Source organism: Ruegeria sp. BB7 (assembly GCF_056539365.1).
This window is the reverse complement of sequence record NZ_JBQFUV010000001.1, coordinates 765,104-779,847: the sequence shown is the minus strand read 5'-3', so window position 1 is coordinate 779,847 and position 14,744 is coordinate 765,104. Positions and strand designations below refer to the sequence as shown.

Sequence of the window (14,744 nt, the reverse complement as noted above, 5' to 3'; positions counted from 1 at the left end):
TTCAGCGGCTACGAAGCCAAGCGATATAAGGCAGGGCCACGACATACATCATGATCCCGTAAACAGCCGAGGGCAGGGCCAGTGGGCTGAACCCGCTTTCAGTGCCCGTGATCAAGGCTGCCAGCGTGATCCCCAATGTCGAGTTCTGGATTCCAGTTTCGATTGAGATCGTCTTGCTTTCATCCCATGACAGTTTTGCCAAACGAGCCAGCCCCAACCCAATCAGCAACAGGGAAACGCATAGGGATATCAGCCCAGCCCCCATAATCCCAAGGTTGTCGACAAGCAGTTGCCAATTTCCAGTCACGGCGGCCAGAACGATCAGGACAAACAGACCGGTGGCAGCCTTCGACAACGGACCTTCGATCTTTCGCGCAAATCCTGTTGCGAAGTGTCTGAGACTGACGCCAATGGCCACGGGCAGGGTGGTGATAAGGAACATGGCGATGGCCAGTCCGGTGATTGAAACCTCAGGGGCGTCTTCACCCATGAAATGGGCGATCGACCAAGCGGCTAGCACAGGGACTGTAATCATGGACAGCAGGCTGATCACCGCCGTCAGGCTAACGGAAAGTGCAACATCGCCCCTCGCCAGTTTTGACAGGATGTTGCTTGTAACACCACCGGGGCAAAAGCTGAGCAGCATGAAGCCCACCGCGATTTCAGGTGGCAGGGCGTACAGTTTGACGATGACAAAGGCCGCAATGGGCAGCAGTACGACTTGGCTCAGCGCGCCAATAGCAAAGGGGTAACCTCGGCTTAGTACGCGCTTGAAATCATCGACGTGCAGACCGACGCCCAGAGACAGCATGATAATGGCCAGCGAAAGCGGTAGGCCGACATTTATAAGCAAATCCAAGTACAACTCCTCCCAAAGCCATTCGGATCAGCCTAAGCGAGGGTTCATGGCGCAGGCAACAGCGCCGTTAGGTCACATGTAGCGCTGGGCGAAGCGGCGCAGGATTTCGCCGGGCTTGGTAACATCCGCTGAGTGGCAGATATCAATCAGGCGCTGGGCATCCTCGGGCGGGAAATAGCCAAAATTCTTGTAGATATTGATGCGCTGTTCGAAATCCCGTGCGTCAGCCTCGGGGTGGAACTGCGTGGCATAGACGTTTTGGCCCCAGCGGATCATCTGAAAGGGGCAGGGATCAGAGGCCAGCAGATGCACGCAGCCATCGGGCAGGGCCTGAACGGCCTCCTTATGGCCGACAAATGCGTCGAATCTGTCGCCCAGCCCGGCAGTCAGTGGATCGCGCGCGCCCTCATCTGTCAGGTGACAGGTTGATGGGCCAACGGGTTCTCCGAACTGGTCTTTGCTGACATCCCCGCCCAGATGTGCGGCCAGAATACCAAGCCCATAGCAGCAGCCCATAAATGGATGATCATTTGCGGTGATCTGCGGCATCAGGCCCATGATGGACGCTTCAACCCGCGCGTCGACCTCGGATTTTGTCGTCGGATCATCACTGACGCAGCCAGGCCCGCCACCGACGATAACACCGGCATAGTCGGTCACGTTCAGCCCGTTGGGCAGATCCTCGCAATCCAGTCGGATGCGGTGCGTCTGTTCCGGTGATAGACCGGTTTTATCTAGGATCGAGGCATATTCGGCGTCCGATGCCTCGGTTTCCGGGCGCAGTTGCAGGATAAGAAATCGTTTCATGCGTTGCCCTTACCCGTCAAAGCGGCCAGAAGACAAGGATGGCGGGGACGGAAACCGCGACAATGAGGATTTCCAGAGGCAGCCCCATGCGCCAATAATCCCCAAAGTGATAACCGCCGGGTCCAAGCACCAGAGTGTTATTTTTGTGCCCGATTGGGGTGAGAAACGCGGCGGACGCCGCAACGGCGACCGTCATCAGAAACGGGTCGGGCGACACCTCAAGCGTGCGCGCCATCTGAATGCCGACAGGGGCAGCAACGATTGCCGTGGCGGTGTTGTTCAGCACGTCCGACAGGGTCATGGTAACGATCATCAGTACGGTCAGAATCGCCCAAGCGGGCAGGCCGTCGGTCAGTTGCACCAGCGCATTGGCGATCAGTTCAGTGCCGCCCGAAGTCTCCAAGGCGCTGCCCAGAGGGATCATGGAGCCCAGAAGCACGACCACAGGCCATTCGATATGATTGTAGAGATCGGCAATCGGCATGATCTTGGTCAGCACATAGGCCACCACAACCAACCCCAGCGCAATTGGCAGATAGATCAGCCCGACGCTGGCCGCCAGCACGGCGGCAGCGAACAGGCCGATGGCCAGCGATGCTTTGTCATTGGCGGTGACGTTCAGCCCACGCTCGGCCAACGGCAGGCAGCCCAACCATTCGGTCACATCGGCACTGCGGTCGCGAGGGCAGAGCAGCAGCAGAATGTCACCCGCCTCGACCTCGGTCTTGCGGACCTGTTCAGTGATCCGGCGGCCCTGACGCGAGATGCCCATCAGCACGGTACTCTGCCGCCAAGCCAGCCCTAGCCCCTGCGCGGTGCGTCCGGTGATGCGCGCGCTTTCGGTGACGACGACTTCGATCACCTCCAAGCCGTCGCCCTCGGCGGTCAGCAACTCCTGACGTCGCGTATCCGAGAAATCTAGGTTCAGCGCGGCGCGGAATTCATCCAATGCCTCGGGGCGGGCTTCCAGCACTAGTGCGTCGCCTTCTTTCAATGTCGCATGGGCGGATCGCCCATAGCGCCGCTTGCCGTCACGGATCAGGCCGATGATGGCGACGTCGGATTTCTCGGCTGCTTCGTATAGTTGGCTGACCCGCTTGCCTATATGTGCGGAGTCCGGAGGGATGGTTAGTTCAGCGATGTATTCGGCCAGCGCCTCGGACGTTTCCTCCTGCGGGCCACGGTTCGGGATCAGCCGCCAGCCGATCAGCGACACAAAGGCCAGTCCGGCAATGGCGGCTACCCCTCCGACAGGGGCGAAGTCGAACATCTGAAACGGCTCACCCAGTGTTTCTTGCCGGATCGAGGCGATAATGATGTTTGGCGGTGTCCCGATCAGCGTGGCCATACCGCCGAGAATGGTGGCAAAGCTCAGCGGCATAAGGGTCAGACCCACAGATCGTCCGGCCTTGCGCGCGGTCTGGATGTCGACGGGCATCAGCAGGGCCAGCGCGGCCACATTGTTCATGAATGCCGACAGAACAGCACCGATTCCGCCCATCAGCGCGATATGGGCACCCAACCCGCGCGATGCGTCGACCAAGGTGCGCGTGATCAGGAACACCGCCCCCGAGCGGACCAATCCGGCTGATACCACCAGAACAAGCGCGACAATGATGGTGGCCGGGTGGCCAAATCCTGCAAAAGCGTCATCCACGGGCACCACGCCCAAAACAACCCCGATCAGCAATGCGGAAAACGCCACAAGATCATACCGAAATCGCCCCCACAGAAGCATTCCGAAAACAGTGGCGAAAAGGGCAAAAAGAATAATCTGATCTGTCGTCATTGGGTCACCATACCCACAAGGGGGCGTCTCGCAAGCCGCTCTCTTGATCCTGCCCCCCGCAAACGTCTATATGAGCGCCGAATACGCAATCACTATCACGAGGACGCACCATGGCAGGCCATTCAAAATGGGCCAATATCCAGCACCGCAAGGGTCGTCAGGACGCCGCACGGTCCAAGCTGTTTTCCAAGCTGTCGAAAGAGATCACTGTCGCTGCAAAAATGGGCGACCCCGATCCCGACAAGAACCCGCGCCTGCGTCTGGCGGTGAAAGAGGCCAAGTCGAACTCGGTCCCCAAGGACGTGATCGACCGCGCGATCAAGAAATCGGTTGCGGGCGAAGGCGACGATTACGAAGAAATCCGGTACGAGGGCTATGGCCCGAACGGCGTCGCGGTGATCGTCGAGACGATGACCGACAACCGCAACCGGACCGCATCCACCGTGCGCTCGACGTTTTCGAAGAATGGCGGCAATCTGGGTGAGACCGGCTCGGTCGGGTTCATGTTCGACCGCAAAGGTGAGGTTGTCTATCAGGCGGACGCCGGCGACGCGGATACCATTTTCGAAGCCGCGATCGAAGCCGGGGCAGAAGACGTCGAAAGCTCGGAAGATGGACATATTATCTGGTGTGCCGATACCGATCTGAACGATGTGTCGAACGCGCTGGAAACCGCTCTGGGCGAGTCGGAATCGACCAAGCTGGTGTGGAAGCCCACCACCACGACCGAGCTGGGTTTGGAAGATATGCAAAAACTAATGAAGCTGGTCGATGCGCTGGAAGATGACGATGACGTGCAGCGCGTCACAACCAACTTCGAAGCGACGGATGAGGTCATGGCCCAGCTTTAAGCCGGACTAAGACCGACTTTTGGAACCCGGCCATCTGGCCGGGTTTTTTTGTGTCAGCCGTCGGTTGCCGCGGCTTTGGGCAAAAGCATGTTTTTTGCGGGTAAGGCAGAGATCAGAAAAAAGACGAAATCTCGTCCAGCGGTTTCTTCAGCTTGGCGACACTGGGAACTGTCGCAGTTTCCGACGGGTGCCCAACTGCAATAATCATTGTCGGTTTTTCAGACGCGGGCCGGTTCAGCGCGTCATTCAGAAACCGCATAGGGTTAGGCGTGTGAGTCAGGGTGCACAGCCCGGCGTGATGCAACGCTGCCAGCAGAAAGCCCGTGGCGATGTTCACGCTTTCCGGCACGTAGTAGTTTTTGTACCGCGTTCCGTCCTCGAACTGCCCCCAGCGCTGGGCAAAGACCACGATCAGCCACGGGGCCACCGTCAGATGTTCCTTGACCGCATCCGTGCCGATGGGTTCCAGCGCCTTGATCCATTCATCTCCGGCACCACCGGCGTAAAACCGACGTTCTTCCTCTTCGGCCTCTTCGCGAATTCGCAGCTTCAGCGCGGCATCCGAAATTGCTGCGAAATGCCAGGGCTGATGATTGGCCCCTGAAGGCGCGGTACCTGCAGTGCGAATGCAGGTTTTGATCACTTCTCGCGCAACCGGTCGGTCCACAAAATCCCTTACCGTATGTCGCTGACGCATCCTATTGTAAAACGCGAGTGCCGCGCCTTTCATCTCGTCGTCGGTGAATGTGCTGCGGTTCGGCAGGGGGATTGGGTCGTAACTAAGAGAGTCGCGCGAAAACATGTGGTTGCTCCGAAAGTGTGCCGCTTGCGGGGTCAGTGCTACAGCCACTAGCACATGGGGGGCAATAGCAAGAACGCGCGGGGCACGGTCGTCACACGGGCTCTGACCCGTAGGAAGATGTTACGATTGTTCTGGCAAAAGGGCATCCCTTGCCACTTTCCGGACTGCAGCAGTCAGAGGAGCCAACGCCGGGGCAAGGACGCGACCGACCTGCCATGTCAAAGGTACGTCCAGCGGCGCGTTCGGCATTAGCGGACACAAACGCCCGTCCTCCAGCGCGGGCCGCATCAGTCCAACAGGGTTCATCCCCCAGCCCAAACCGGCGATCGCCGCGTCCACAAAACCTTGCGATGAGGGCAGGTAATGTGAGGGCGGTGTGATCCGGCGTCCAGTCTGTGCGGCAATCCACGATCTTTGCAGGCTGTCTTTGCGATTAAAGGTCAGGCAGGGCGCGTGGGCCAGCGTGTGCTCGTTAACGCCGGTGGAAAACCATTGCCGCATGAAATCCGGGCCGGCGGTTGCGATATATCTCAGATTGCCGAGGGCAAAGCTGTCACAGCCGGAAACGGGTTGGCCGCCCACGGTTATGGCGGCGCTAACCTCACCACGCTTCAGCCATTCTGCCGAATGGTCCTGATCGTCAAGAACAAGGTCGAACAACAGCCCATCAACCAAAGCCATGGCGTCTATGAACCAGGTGGCCAGAACGTCGGCGGGTATGGCTATTCGAACACGTGCCGGACCGGTCGCCTGCTTCAGCGTCAGTTCCTGGGCCAGCTGGGACTCGAGCAGCCCAATGTCTTCGGCATGCTGCGCGATGCGCAGTCCGGCCGGGGTGCCGGTGCAAGGTGTCCCTCGGTTGATCAGGGCAGCGCCGACACGGTCTTCTAACGCTTTGATCCGCTGCGAGATGGCAGACGGTGTTACTGCAAGCTCGGCGGCGGCGGCGTCAAAGCTGCCGTGGCGCAGGATCGAGGACAAAGCCGACAGGTGAATGGGATCAAGAAGCATTAGTTAAACTTAATTGGGGTTAGCATCTTTAATTTGATAGATGGACCCAATGCCCGTAGTCAACGCATCAGAACGCAGGAGGTCGCATGTCCCCATCTCTTTTCGCTGGCTTCGCGCTGGGCTTCAGCCTGATCCTTGCCATTGGTGCGCAAAACGCATTCGTATTGCGGCAGGGTGTGCGGCGCGAGCATGTGTTTCCACTGTGCCTGACCTGTGCCGTGTCCGACGCTATTCTGATCGCTGCGGGTGTCGCGGGGTTCGGTGCCTTGGCAGAGGCGGCGCCATGGTTTGAAACGGCAATGCGCTACGGCGGAGCCATCTTTCTGACGTGGTACGGGCTGCGCAGCCTGCAATCGGCCTGGCGCGGAGGGGCTGCGATGGATGTGGGTAAAGGTCAGCGTGCCAGCTTGCGGTCGGTTCTGTTGACCGTGTTGGCTTTTACATGGCTGAATCCGCACGTTTATTTGGACACGGTTGTTCTGATCGGCTCGATCTCGGCTCAGTATGACGACCGTATGGCCTTTGCCGCGGGTGCGATGCTGTCCAGTTTCGTGTTCTTTTTTTCACTGGGTTACGGGGCAGGGGTCTTGTCCCCCGTCTTTGCCCGGTCGCGCGCTTGGCAGGTTCTGGATGTAGTGATCGGCTTCGTCATGCTGAGTATTGCTCTGAAACTTGTTGCCATGTGAAGGGTTGTTCCCGCCCGGATTTCAGTGTTCAGATTTCGGCATGACACAGCTTGCCGCCTCTTACCGCCCCCTTGCGGGCATGTTCTGGATGTTCTCAGCCGGGATATCCTTTGTGGTGATGACGGCCCTGGTCAAATCGCTGGGAACGACCATGAATCCAATCCAGGCGGCATTTTTGCGATATGTTCTAGGGCTTGTTTTCCTGCTGCCAGCGTTGCGTGCAATCCTGACAACGCGCCTGACGCCCCGGCTCGTGACCCTGTTCGGCGTGCGCGGGATTATTCACGCGGTTGCCGTGATGTTGTGGTTCTACGCGATGACACAGATCCCCTTGGCCGAGGTTACGGCCATGAACTACATGACACCGGTCTATGTCACGCTGGGGGCGGCGTTGTTTCTCGGCGAAAAACTGGCTTTTCGCCGGGTCGCCGCGATTTTGGTGGCTCTGATCGGAGTTCTGATCATCCTGCGGCCTGGTTTTCGCGAGGTTTCGACCGGCCATCTGGCCATGCTGGGTACTGCACTGATGCTGGGCGGGTCTTACCTGCTGGCCAAACTGCTGGTGCGTGATATCCCGCCCGCAGTTGTCGTCGCGCATCTGTCGATTTGGGTAACGCTGGGGTTGATACCCTTTGCCATCGCTGTTTGGGAGCCGCCCAGTTGGCGCGACATTGGAGTGTTGTTTCTGGTCGCGAGTTTCGCCACCGCTGGTCACTACTTTATGACGCTGGCGTTGCAGGCAGCCCCGGTGGCGGTCACGCAGCCGGTAACATTTTTGCAATTGATTTGGGCCACGTTGTTGGGTGCTTTGGTCTTCCACGAAAGTGTTGACATATGGGTCGTTGCGGGGGGTACGCTGATCCTGTCCGCCGTAAGTTTTATCGCTTGGCGAGAGGCGGTTCTAAATCGCAGTAACCTGACGACGCCAAGCATCGCGCCCAAGCTCTAGCGACTTTCAGCGCGTACATACGGTTATTGATTGACGGGTCAATAAAAACTTCGTAGCGTTCTTCCTATCAAGCCGCAGGAAGGGGACAGCTATGCCGAAACTCGGAATGGAACCGATCCGCCGTGACGCGATCGTCAGGGCGACGATTGCCGAGCTTGGCTCGAAAAAGTCCCTCGATGTGACCGTCAGCCAGATTGCCAAGCGGGCAGGAATGTCCAGCGCATTGGCGCATCACTATTTCGGCGGCAAGGATCAGATCTTTCTGGCGGCCATGCGCCGCATCCTTTCCGATTTCGGGAATGAAGCGCGGGGAGAATTGAGAGCATCTGCCCCGAAACAGAGGGCCCAGGCCGTCATCCGGGCCTGTTTTGCGCCGTCCTGTTTTACGCCCGATGTGATCGCGGCATGGATGACGTTTTACGTCCTGGCCCAGACCAACGATGACGCCTTGCGTCTGTGGCAGATCTATCAGGCGCGTATCCGATCCAACCTGGTCGACGCTCTGCGCCCGTTGATGCGCGATCCGGTTGAGGCCGCCGAGAACATGATCGCCCTGATCGACGGTCTTTATATCCGCGCTGCGCTGAGCGCCCCGGAAGAACCGCAACTGGCGGTGAACCACGCAATGCGTGTCCTCAACACTCTGCTCGAGGCTGAAAAATGACAAAGCCGAACATTCTGATCCTGATGGTGGATCAGCTTAACGGAACCCTCTTTCCTGACGGTCCCGCGGGCTGGCTGCATGCGCCCAACCTGAAGAAACTGGCGGAACGGTCGACCCGGTTTGCCAACGCCTATACAGCCTCGCCACTCTGTGCACCGGGGCGGGCGAGCTTTATGTCGGGCCAGCTACCTTCGCGAACCGGGGTCTATGATAACGCGGCCGAGTTCCGCAGCGACATTCCCACCTATGCGCATCATCTGCGTCGCGCCGGGTATTACACATGTCTGTCCGGTAAGATGCATTTTGTCGGTCCCGATCAGTTGCACGGGTTCGAGGATCGCCTGACCACCGACATCTATCCCGCTGATTTCGGCTGGACGCCGGACTATCGCAAGCCGGGCGATCGTATCGACTGGTGGTATCACAATATGGGCTCGGTAACGGGCGCGGGTGTGGCCGAGATTTCCAACCAGATGGAGTATGATGACGAGGTCGCCTACAACGCGAAGGTCAAGCTTTACGATCTGGCGCGCGGCAAGGACGACCGCCCGTGGTGCGTGACCGTCAGCTTCACCCATCCGCACGACCCCTATGTGGCGCGTCGGAAATATTGGGACTTGTATGAAGACTGCGGACACCTTTTGCCCGAAGTCGCAGACCTTGGCTATGACAACCAGGACCCGCATTCCAAGCGTATCTTCGACGCCAATGATTGGCGCAGCTTTGACATTACCGAAGAAGATATCCGCAAGTCTCGCCGCGCCTATTTCTCGAATATCTCGTATCTGGATGACAAGATTGGTGAGATTCTGGAAGTGCTGGAAACAACGCGGCAAGAGGCGATCATCCTCTTTGTCTCGGACCACGGAGATATGCTGGGGGAACGGGGCCTATGGTTCAAAATGAACTTTTATGAAGGCTCGGCGCGCGTGCCGCTGATGATCTCGGCCCCGGATCTGCCTGCGGGCCGGATCGATACTCCGGTTTCGACAATTGATGTGACCCCGACACTGGGCGCATTGGCGGGTGTCGATATGGCCGAAATCGCACCTTGGACAGATGGTGAAGACCTTGTGCCTTTGGCGAAGGGGGATGAGCGTACCGCACCGGTGGCCATGGAATACGCGGCTGAAGCGTCTTATGCCCCATTGGTTTCGCTGCGCTATGGCAAATGGAAATACAACCGCTGCGCCTTGGACCCGGATCAACTGTTCGATCTTGAGGCTGACCCGCACGAACAGATCAACCTTGCTGGTGATCCCGCTCATGCCGGAACTCTGCAAACCCTTCGCGCGAAATCCGAGGCTCGCTGGGATTTGGATCAATTCGACGCGGATGTGCGCGCCAGTCAGGCTCGTCGCTGGGTTGTCTATGAGGCGCTACGGCAGGGTGGTTATTACCCATGGGATTACCAGCCGCTGCAGAAAGCATCCGAGCGGTACATGCGCAATCACATGGATCTGAATGTCGTTGAGGAAAACGCCCGTTTTCCACGTGGCGAATAGCCTCTTCACCTTTTTGAAAATACTCCCGCCGGAGGCGCCTTAAACAGGCTCGGCGGGTCATGGAGACCTGAAAATGGAAGCAGATTTCGTCATTGTTGGCGCCGGATCCGCCGGTTGTGCAATGGCCTATCGCCTAAGCGAAGCCGGAGCTTCGGTATTGGTAATCGAACATGGCGGCACCGACGCCGGGCCGTTCATCCAGATGCCCGCGGCGCTGAGCTATCCGATGAACATGCCGATGTATGACTGGGGTTACCGGTCCGAGCCCGAGCCACACCTGAACAATCGCCAACTGGCCTGCCCACGCGGCAAAGTGATTGGCGGGTCGTCCTCAATCAACGGCATGGTTTATGTGCGCGGCCATGCGCGTGACTTTGATACTTGGGCCGAGATGGGCGCCGATGGATGGTCATACTCGGACGTGCTGCCCTATTTCAAACGCATGGAAACATGGCACGATGGCGGTCATGGCGGTGATGCAGAGTGGCGAGGTAAAGACGGACCGCTGCATGTGTCGCGCGGCCCACGTGAGAATCCTCTGTTCCAAGCCTTTGTCGATGCTGGGCAGCAGGCGGGTTACGAAGTTACAGGCGACTACAACGGCGAAAAACAGGAAGGCTTCGGCCCGATGGAGCAGACCGTCTGGAAAGGGCGGCGCTGGTCTGCAGCGAATGCTTACCTGAAACCTGCGCTAAAGCGCGACAATTGCGATATCGTGCGTGGTCTGGCGTCGCGCGTGGTCATGGAAAACGGCCGTGCGACCGGCGTTGAGCTGATCCGTGGCGGTAACAAGGAGATCATCCGCGCTCGACGCGAGGTGGTGCTTGCCGCGTCCTCGATCAACTCTCCCAAGTTGCTGATGTTGTCGGGGATCGGTCCGGCGGCTCATCTGGCAGAGCATGGAATTGAGGTTGTTGCTGACCGCCCCGGCGTGGGTGCAAACCTACAGGACCATCTGGAACTGTATATCCAGCAGGCTTCGCTGCAGCCGATCACGCTGTATAAGCACTGGAATCTGTTCAGCAAGGGCCTGATCGGGGCGCAATGGTTGTTTACCAAAACCGGGCTTGGTGCATCGAACCAGTTCGAAAGCGCGGCATTCATTCGGTCCAATCCGGGGGTGGAATACCCGGATATCCAGTATCACTTCCTGCCGATCGCCGTGCGTTACGATGGGCAGGCCGCGGCCGAAGGGCATGGCTTCCAGGCGCATGTGGGGCCGATGCGCTCGCCCTCGCGTGGTGCGGTCACACTGCGCTCGGACCAGCCCGAGGATGCGCCGGTGATCCGGTTCAACTATATGAGCCACGAAAAAGATTGGGAGGATTTCCGCAAATGTATCCGTCTGACCCGCGAGATTTTCGGTCAGGACGCGTTCAAACCCTATGCGGGCAAGGAAATCCAACCGGGTGCTGATGTGCAGACGGACGAGGAACTGAATGGGTTTATCGCTGAACATGCAGAAAGCGCCTATCACCCCTGCGGCACCTGCCGCATGGGCCGCGCAGATGACGAAAACGCGGTGGTAGACCCTGAGGGCCGCGTGATCGGTGTTGAGGGCTTGCGTGTTGCCGACAGCTCGATTTTCCCTCAGATCACCAACGGCAACCTCAACGCGCCGTCGATCATGGTAGGGGAGAAGATATCGGATCACCTGTTGGGCAAGGAGTCACTGCCAAAAGCCAATGACCGCCCGTGGATTCACCCTGCATGGGCGACAGCGCAGCGGTGATTTGATCCGCGTCAAAGCGGGGTGTGGCAAATACGTTTAGACGTGAATCGCAACGACATATTTGAGGAGCGAACAGGAATGTCACACACCCCGCATGAACTGGCCGAAGAGTTTCCGGAAAAAGTTGAACTCATGAGCCAGCTCAAGCAATCAGATGCGCATTTCGCCCGGCTGGCGGATGAGTATCACGAGATCAACCGCGTCGTTCATCGGGCGGAAACCAATATTGAACCGATGGAAGATCTGGCCGAAGGCGAACTGCGCAAGAAGCGCGCGGCACTCAAGGATGAGATTTGGGCGATCTTGACGAAAGCATGAAGCCTAGGGCGGGGGCTCTGCCCCCGTCGCGGCAGGCCGCGACTCCCCCGGGATATTTTCAGGCCAGGTGAAGATCAGGTGACTTCGTAAGGCAGGGTGCCGCGGGTGTGGGCGTCGATTGACAGGCGTCGTTCCAGCGGCGGGACCGAACGTTGGTGGCAAGTTTGCCGCTCGCAAATACGGCACGAAATGCCGATTGGTTCGTAGGCGCTGGCGTTGTTGATATCGAGATTGTCGGCATAGACCAGGGCCTCGGCATGGCGAACCTCGCAACCTAGGGCTATGGCATAACGGCGCACGGGCGCGCCGAAAGAACCACCTGATTTAGACACATCCCGAGCCAGTGAGATATAGCGGACGCCATCCGGTGTTTCCGCCAATTGCCGCAGGAAATGGCCTGGAGTTTCAAAAGCACGGTGGACGTTCCACAAGGGGCAGGCACCGCCGAACCGGGCAAATTGCAGGCGCGTGGCCGAGTGGCGCTTGGTGATTGTTCCGGCCTGATCGACGCGAACGAAGAAAAAGGGAATACCTTTGGCACCGGGACGTTGCAGTGTCGACAGGCGGTGCGCGATTTGTTCGATGGAGGCGCCAAACCGATTGCTGAGTAGTTCCAGATCGTGCCGATAGTCTTGCGCTGCTGTCAAGAATTTATCGTAGGGCATCAGAGAAGCGCCGGCGAAATAATTGGCAAGGCCGATCTTTGCGATGGCGCGTGCCTCTTCGCTTTGGAATTTGGCGAAGTCCAGGGTGGCCTCGAGCAGTTTGTCCTGACTGATGAGCGCCAGCTGAAGCAGGAGTTGGAACACTTGCGTCTGAGGGGCAATGCGGGACGACAGTTGCAATGTTTTGCTGTCGGGGTCGTATTTTCGCGTTTCAGGGATGTCGGCGAATTGCACCCGAATTTCTCGTTCGCCAAGGCTTTCGATGGCTGCTGCTCGGATTCCGCCGGATTCTTCCGCTCGGTTCGAGAACCGCTCGGCGGCGCGGTCGACTGCATCAATATAATTGTCGCAATAGTGGAAGAAGTCGCGCACTTCCTCCCATGGGCTGGCTTGTATCTGCGCGTCTTCACGGCCCAAAGCTTCGTCCAGAGAGGCCAGCCTTTCGTGGGTTTGTCGATACGTGCGGTGTAGCGCGATGAAGGCTCGGGCGAGTGCAGGTGCGTTTGAAGCCGTCAGGCGAAGGTCAGCCAAGGGTGGCATGGCGTCGTCGAAAACCGGATCGGCCAATGCCTCTCGCATATCTGATACCAAACGTTCGCTGTCGCCGGTGCTCAGTTCGGTCACGTCCATGCCGAATTCCTGCGCCAATGCCAGAATAACCGTGGTGGAGATCGGCCGGTTGTTGTTTTCCATTTGGTTCAGGTAGGGTAAGGAAACGCCGAGCTTTGTCGCGAATTCCTTTTGCGTCAGGGCCAGGCGCGTGCGCATTTCGCGCAGTTTTGCACCGGCATAGAGCTTTTGGGTCGCCATGAGTCGCCTTTGCAATTATTCGATTTTTAAAGGTTAACTTTGCAAACCTTTCGGCGCAACCCGTGTTACAAGCCGAGTTGCCTTTCGCGCCGAATAACTGAGGCGATGGCGCATATGGCCAACGCCGAAGTCGCCAGCATCAACCACAATAAAGGCATCGCGCCGGTTTCATGGGTCAGTAGGGTTCCGGCAAGGGCGCTGAGCCCTGCGCCGCCGCCCAACATGATGGCGCCGCTCAGGCCAGAGGCGGTGGCGGCCAAATGTGGGCGAACCGACAGGGCGCCAGAGGTGGCGTTGGGGATGGTCATGCCGTTTCCGAGGCCCACAAAGGTCATAAGCCCGAAAAAGCTGAGTGCAGTTCCAAAGCCCGCCAGAAAGAGGGCGGCCGACAAGGCGACGCCAGCAGTATTCAGCCAGCACCCCCAAAGTACCATTCGGTTCACGCCGAAGCGAACCGAATACCGACCGCTTAGGAAGTTGCCGCAGAAATATCCAACTGCAGGAGCGCCAAAATAGATGCCAACCTGTGCCGCGCTGAGGCCGAACAGTTCAGTGCCGATGAAGGGTGCCCCACCCAGATAGGCAAAGAAAGCACCCGAGGATAACGCAGAGGAGAGTGAATAGCCCCAGAACCGCGGTGAACATATCAGTTCCGGATATTCACGAAATTGCTGTACCAACGACTTCCCGCTTTTGGAGGAGGTTTCACCAAAGTCGGTAAATGTAAGGGCCAGTGTCATGACACCTAGAGCGAAGGGCAGCCAGAAATTGGCTTTCCAGCCGAAGTTCTCTTCCAGCAGGCCGCCGATGGCTGGACCGATCATCGGAACGACGGCCATGCCCATCGTGACATAACCGATCATCGAGGCTGCTTGATCCTGATCATACATATCACGCACCGCGGCCCGGCTGAGCACCATACCCACAACCACGATGGCCTGACACATGCGGAAGGCCAGAAAGACTTCGATCGTAGGGGCGTAGATGCAGCCCAGTGTAGCGATCAGGAACAGCGTCAACCCCCATAGAAGAACGGGGCGGCGCCCGGCCTTATCTGCAACCGGGCCGATCAGGATTTGCAGTACGGCATTGACCAGAAGATACAGCGCGATTGACAGCTGCATGACTTTGTAGTCGGCCTGAAAATGCAGCGCCATATTTGGCAGGCTGGGCAGGAAGAGGTTCAGGCTAAGGGCTGACAGCCCGGACAGCAAAACTAGCGTCGAGATATTGGGTGGCGACCGGCGCGTCGTGGGGGAACTGAACTGCATGGTTCACATGTATAGCCACAGCTTC

14 protein-coding genes are annotated in these 14,744 nt (G+C 58.3%); 7 read left to right on the top strand and 7 right to left on the bottom strand.

Annotation, left to right across the window (positions count from 1 at the left end; genetic code table 11):
* Position 1 precedes the first annotated feature (1 nt).
* From ACR0D7_RS03845 to ACR0D7_RS03835, 3 genes are all read right to left on the bottom strand, one after another.
* On the bottom strand, positions 2 to 859 hold the full coding sequence (locus tag ACR0D7_RS03845) for a bile acid:sodium symporter family protein (RefSeq protein WP_480677809.1): 858 nt from the start codon (positions 857 to 859) through the stop codon (positions 2 to 4).
* Between the two features lie 72 nt (positions 860 to 931).
* Complete coding sequence (locus tag ACR0D7_RS03840) at positions 932 to 1,666, bottom strand: glutamine amidotransferase (RefSeq protein WP_480677808.1); 735 nt, start codon at positions 1,664 to 1,666, stop codon at positions 932 to 934.
* A gap of 16 nt (positions 1,667 to 1,682) precedes the next feature.
* Positions 1,683 to 3,455, bottom strand: coding sequence for an SLC13 family permease (locus ACR0D7_RS03835; protein ID WP_480677807.1), 1,773 nt, complete (start codon positions 3,453 to 3,455; stop codon positions 1,683 to 1,685).
* Positions 3,456 to 3,565: 110 nt separating this feature from the next.
* On the opposite strand from ACR0D7_RS03835, the gene ACR0D7_RS03830 reads away from it, so the two are divergent.
* Positions 3,566 to 4,306, top strand: a complete 741-nt coding sequence (locus ACR0D7_RS03830) for a YebC/PmpR family DNA-binding transcriptional regulator (RefSeq protein ID WP_170383321.1) — start codon at positions 3,566 to 3,568, stop codon at positions 4,304 to 4,306.
* 112 nt (positions 4,307 to 4,418) lie between these two features.
* On the opposite strand, the gene ACR0D7_RS03825 is transcribed toward ACR0D7_RS03830, so the two are convergent.
* Both ACR0D7_RS03825 and ACR0D7_RS03820 read right to left on the bottom strand, forming a co-directional pair.
* Positions 4,419 to 5,108 (bottom strand): nitroreductase family protein, encoded by a 690-nt coding sequence (locus ACR0D7_RS03825; RefSeq protein ID WP_480677806.1) that lies wholly within the window; start codon positions 5,106 to 5,108, stop codon positions 4,419 to 4,421.
* Between the two features lie 120 nt (positions 5,109 to 5,228).
* A complete protein-coding gene (locus ACR0D7_RS03820; protein WP_480677805.1) occupies positions 5,229 to 6,119 on the bottom strand; it encodes a LysR family transcriptional regulator ArgP in 891 nt (296 codons plus the stop codon).
* Between the two features lie 86 nt (positions 6,120 to 6,205).
* Here ACR0D7_RS03820 and ACR0D7_RS03815 point away from each other — a divergent pair, with 86 nt between their 5' ends.
* The 6 genes from ACR0D7_RS03815 to ACR0D7_RS03790 all read left to right on the top strand — a co-directional run bounded on the left by ACR0D7_RS03815 (position 6,206) and on the right by ACR0D7_RS03790 (position 11,973).
* Positions 6,206 to 6,805 (top strand): LysE/ArgO family amino acid transporter, encoded by a 600-nt coding sequence (locus ACR0D7_RS03815; RefSeq protein WP_480677804.1) that lies wholly within the window; start codon positions 6,206 to 6,208, stop codon positions 6,803 to 6,805.
* A 40-nt stretch (positions 6,806 to 6,845) separates the two neighbouring features.
* Positions 6,846 to 7,754 (top strand): DMT family transporter, encoded by a 909-nt coding sequence (locus ACR0D7_RS03810; RefSeq protein WP_480677803.1) that lies wholly within the window; start codon positions 6,846 to 6,848, stop codon positions 7,752 to 7,754.
* A 91-nt stretch (positions 7,755 to 7,845) separates the two neighbouring features.
* Positions 7,846 to 8,418 (top strand): choline-binding transcriptional repressor BetI, encoded by a 573-nt coding sequence (gene betI, locus ACR0D7_RS03805; protein ID WP_480677802.1) that lies wholly within the window; start codon positions 7,846 to 7,848, stop codon positions 8,416 to 8,418.
* The gene (betC, locus tag ACR0D7_RS03800) at positions 8,415 to 9,923 is read left to right on the top strand and encodes a choline-sulfatase (protein ID WP_480677801.1); all 1,509 of its coding nucleotides are present in this window, start codon (positions 8,415 to 8,417) and stop codon (positions 9,921 to 9,923) included. Before betI ends, betC begins: the two co-directional genes overlap by 4 nt.
* Positions 9,924 to 9,996: 73 nt before the next feature.
* Positions 9,997 to 11,655, top strand: a complete 1,659-nt coding sequence (gene betA / locus ACR0D7_RS03795; RefSeq protein WP_480677800.1) for a choline dehydrogenase — start codon at positions 9,997 to 9,999, stop codon at positions 11,653 to 11,655.
* Positions 11,656 to 11,733: 78 nt separating this feature from the next.
* Complete coding sequence (locus ACR0D7_RS03790) at positions 11,734 to 11,973, top strand: HP1242/YdcH family protein (RefSeq protein ID WP_170383306.1); 240 nt, start codon at positions 11,734 to 11,736, stop codon at positions 11,971 to 11,973.
* Between the two features lie 74 nt (positions 11,974 to 12,047).
* On the opposite strand, the gene ACR0D7_RS03785 is transcribed toward ACR0D7_RS03790, so the two are convergent.
* Complete coding sequence (locus ACR0D7_RS03785) at positions 12,048 to 13,448, bottom strand: helix-turn-helix domain-containing protein (protein WP_480677799.1); 1,401 nt, start codon at positions 13,446 to 13,448, stop codon at positions 12,048 to 12,050.
* Positions 13,449 to 13,513: 65 nt separating this feature from the next.
* Complete coding sequence (locus tag ACR0D7_RS03780) at positions 13,514 to 14,719, bottom strand: multidrug effflux MFS transporter (protein WP_480677798.1); 1,206 nt, start codon at positions 14,717 to 14,719, stop codon at positions 13,514 to 13,516.
* Between the last annotated feature and the right edge of the window lie 25 nt (positions 14,720 to 14,744).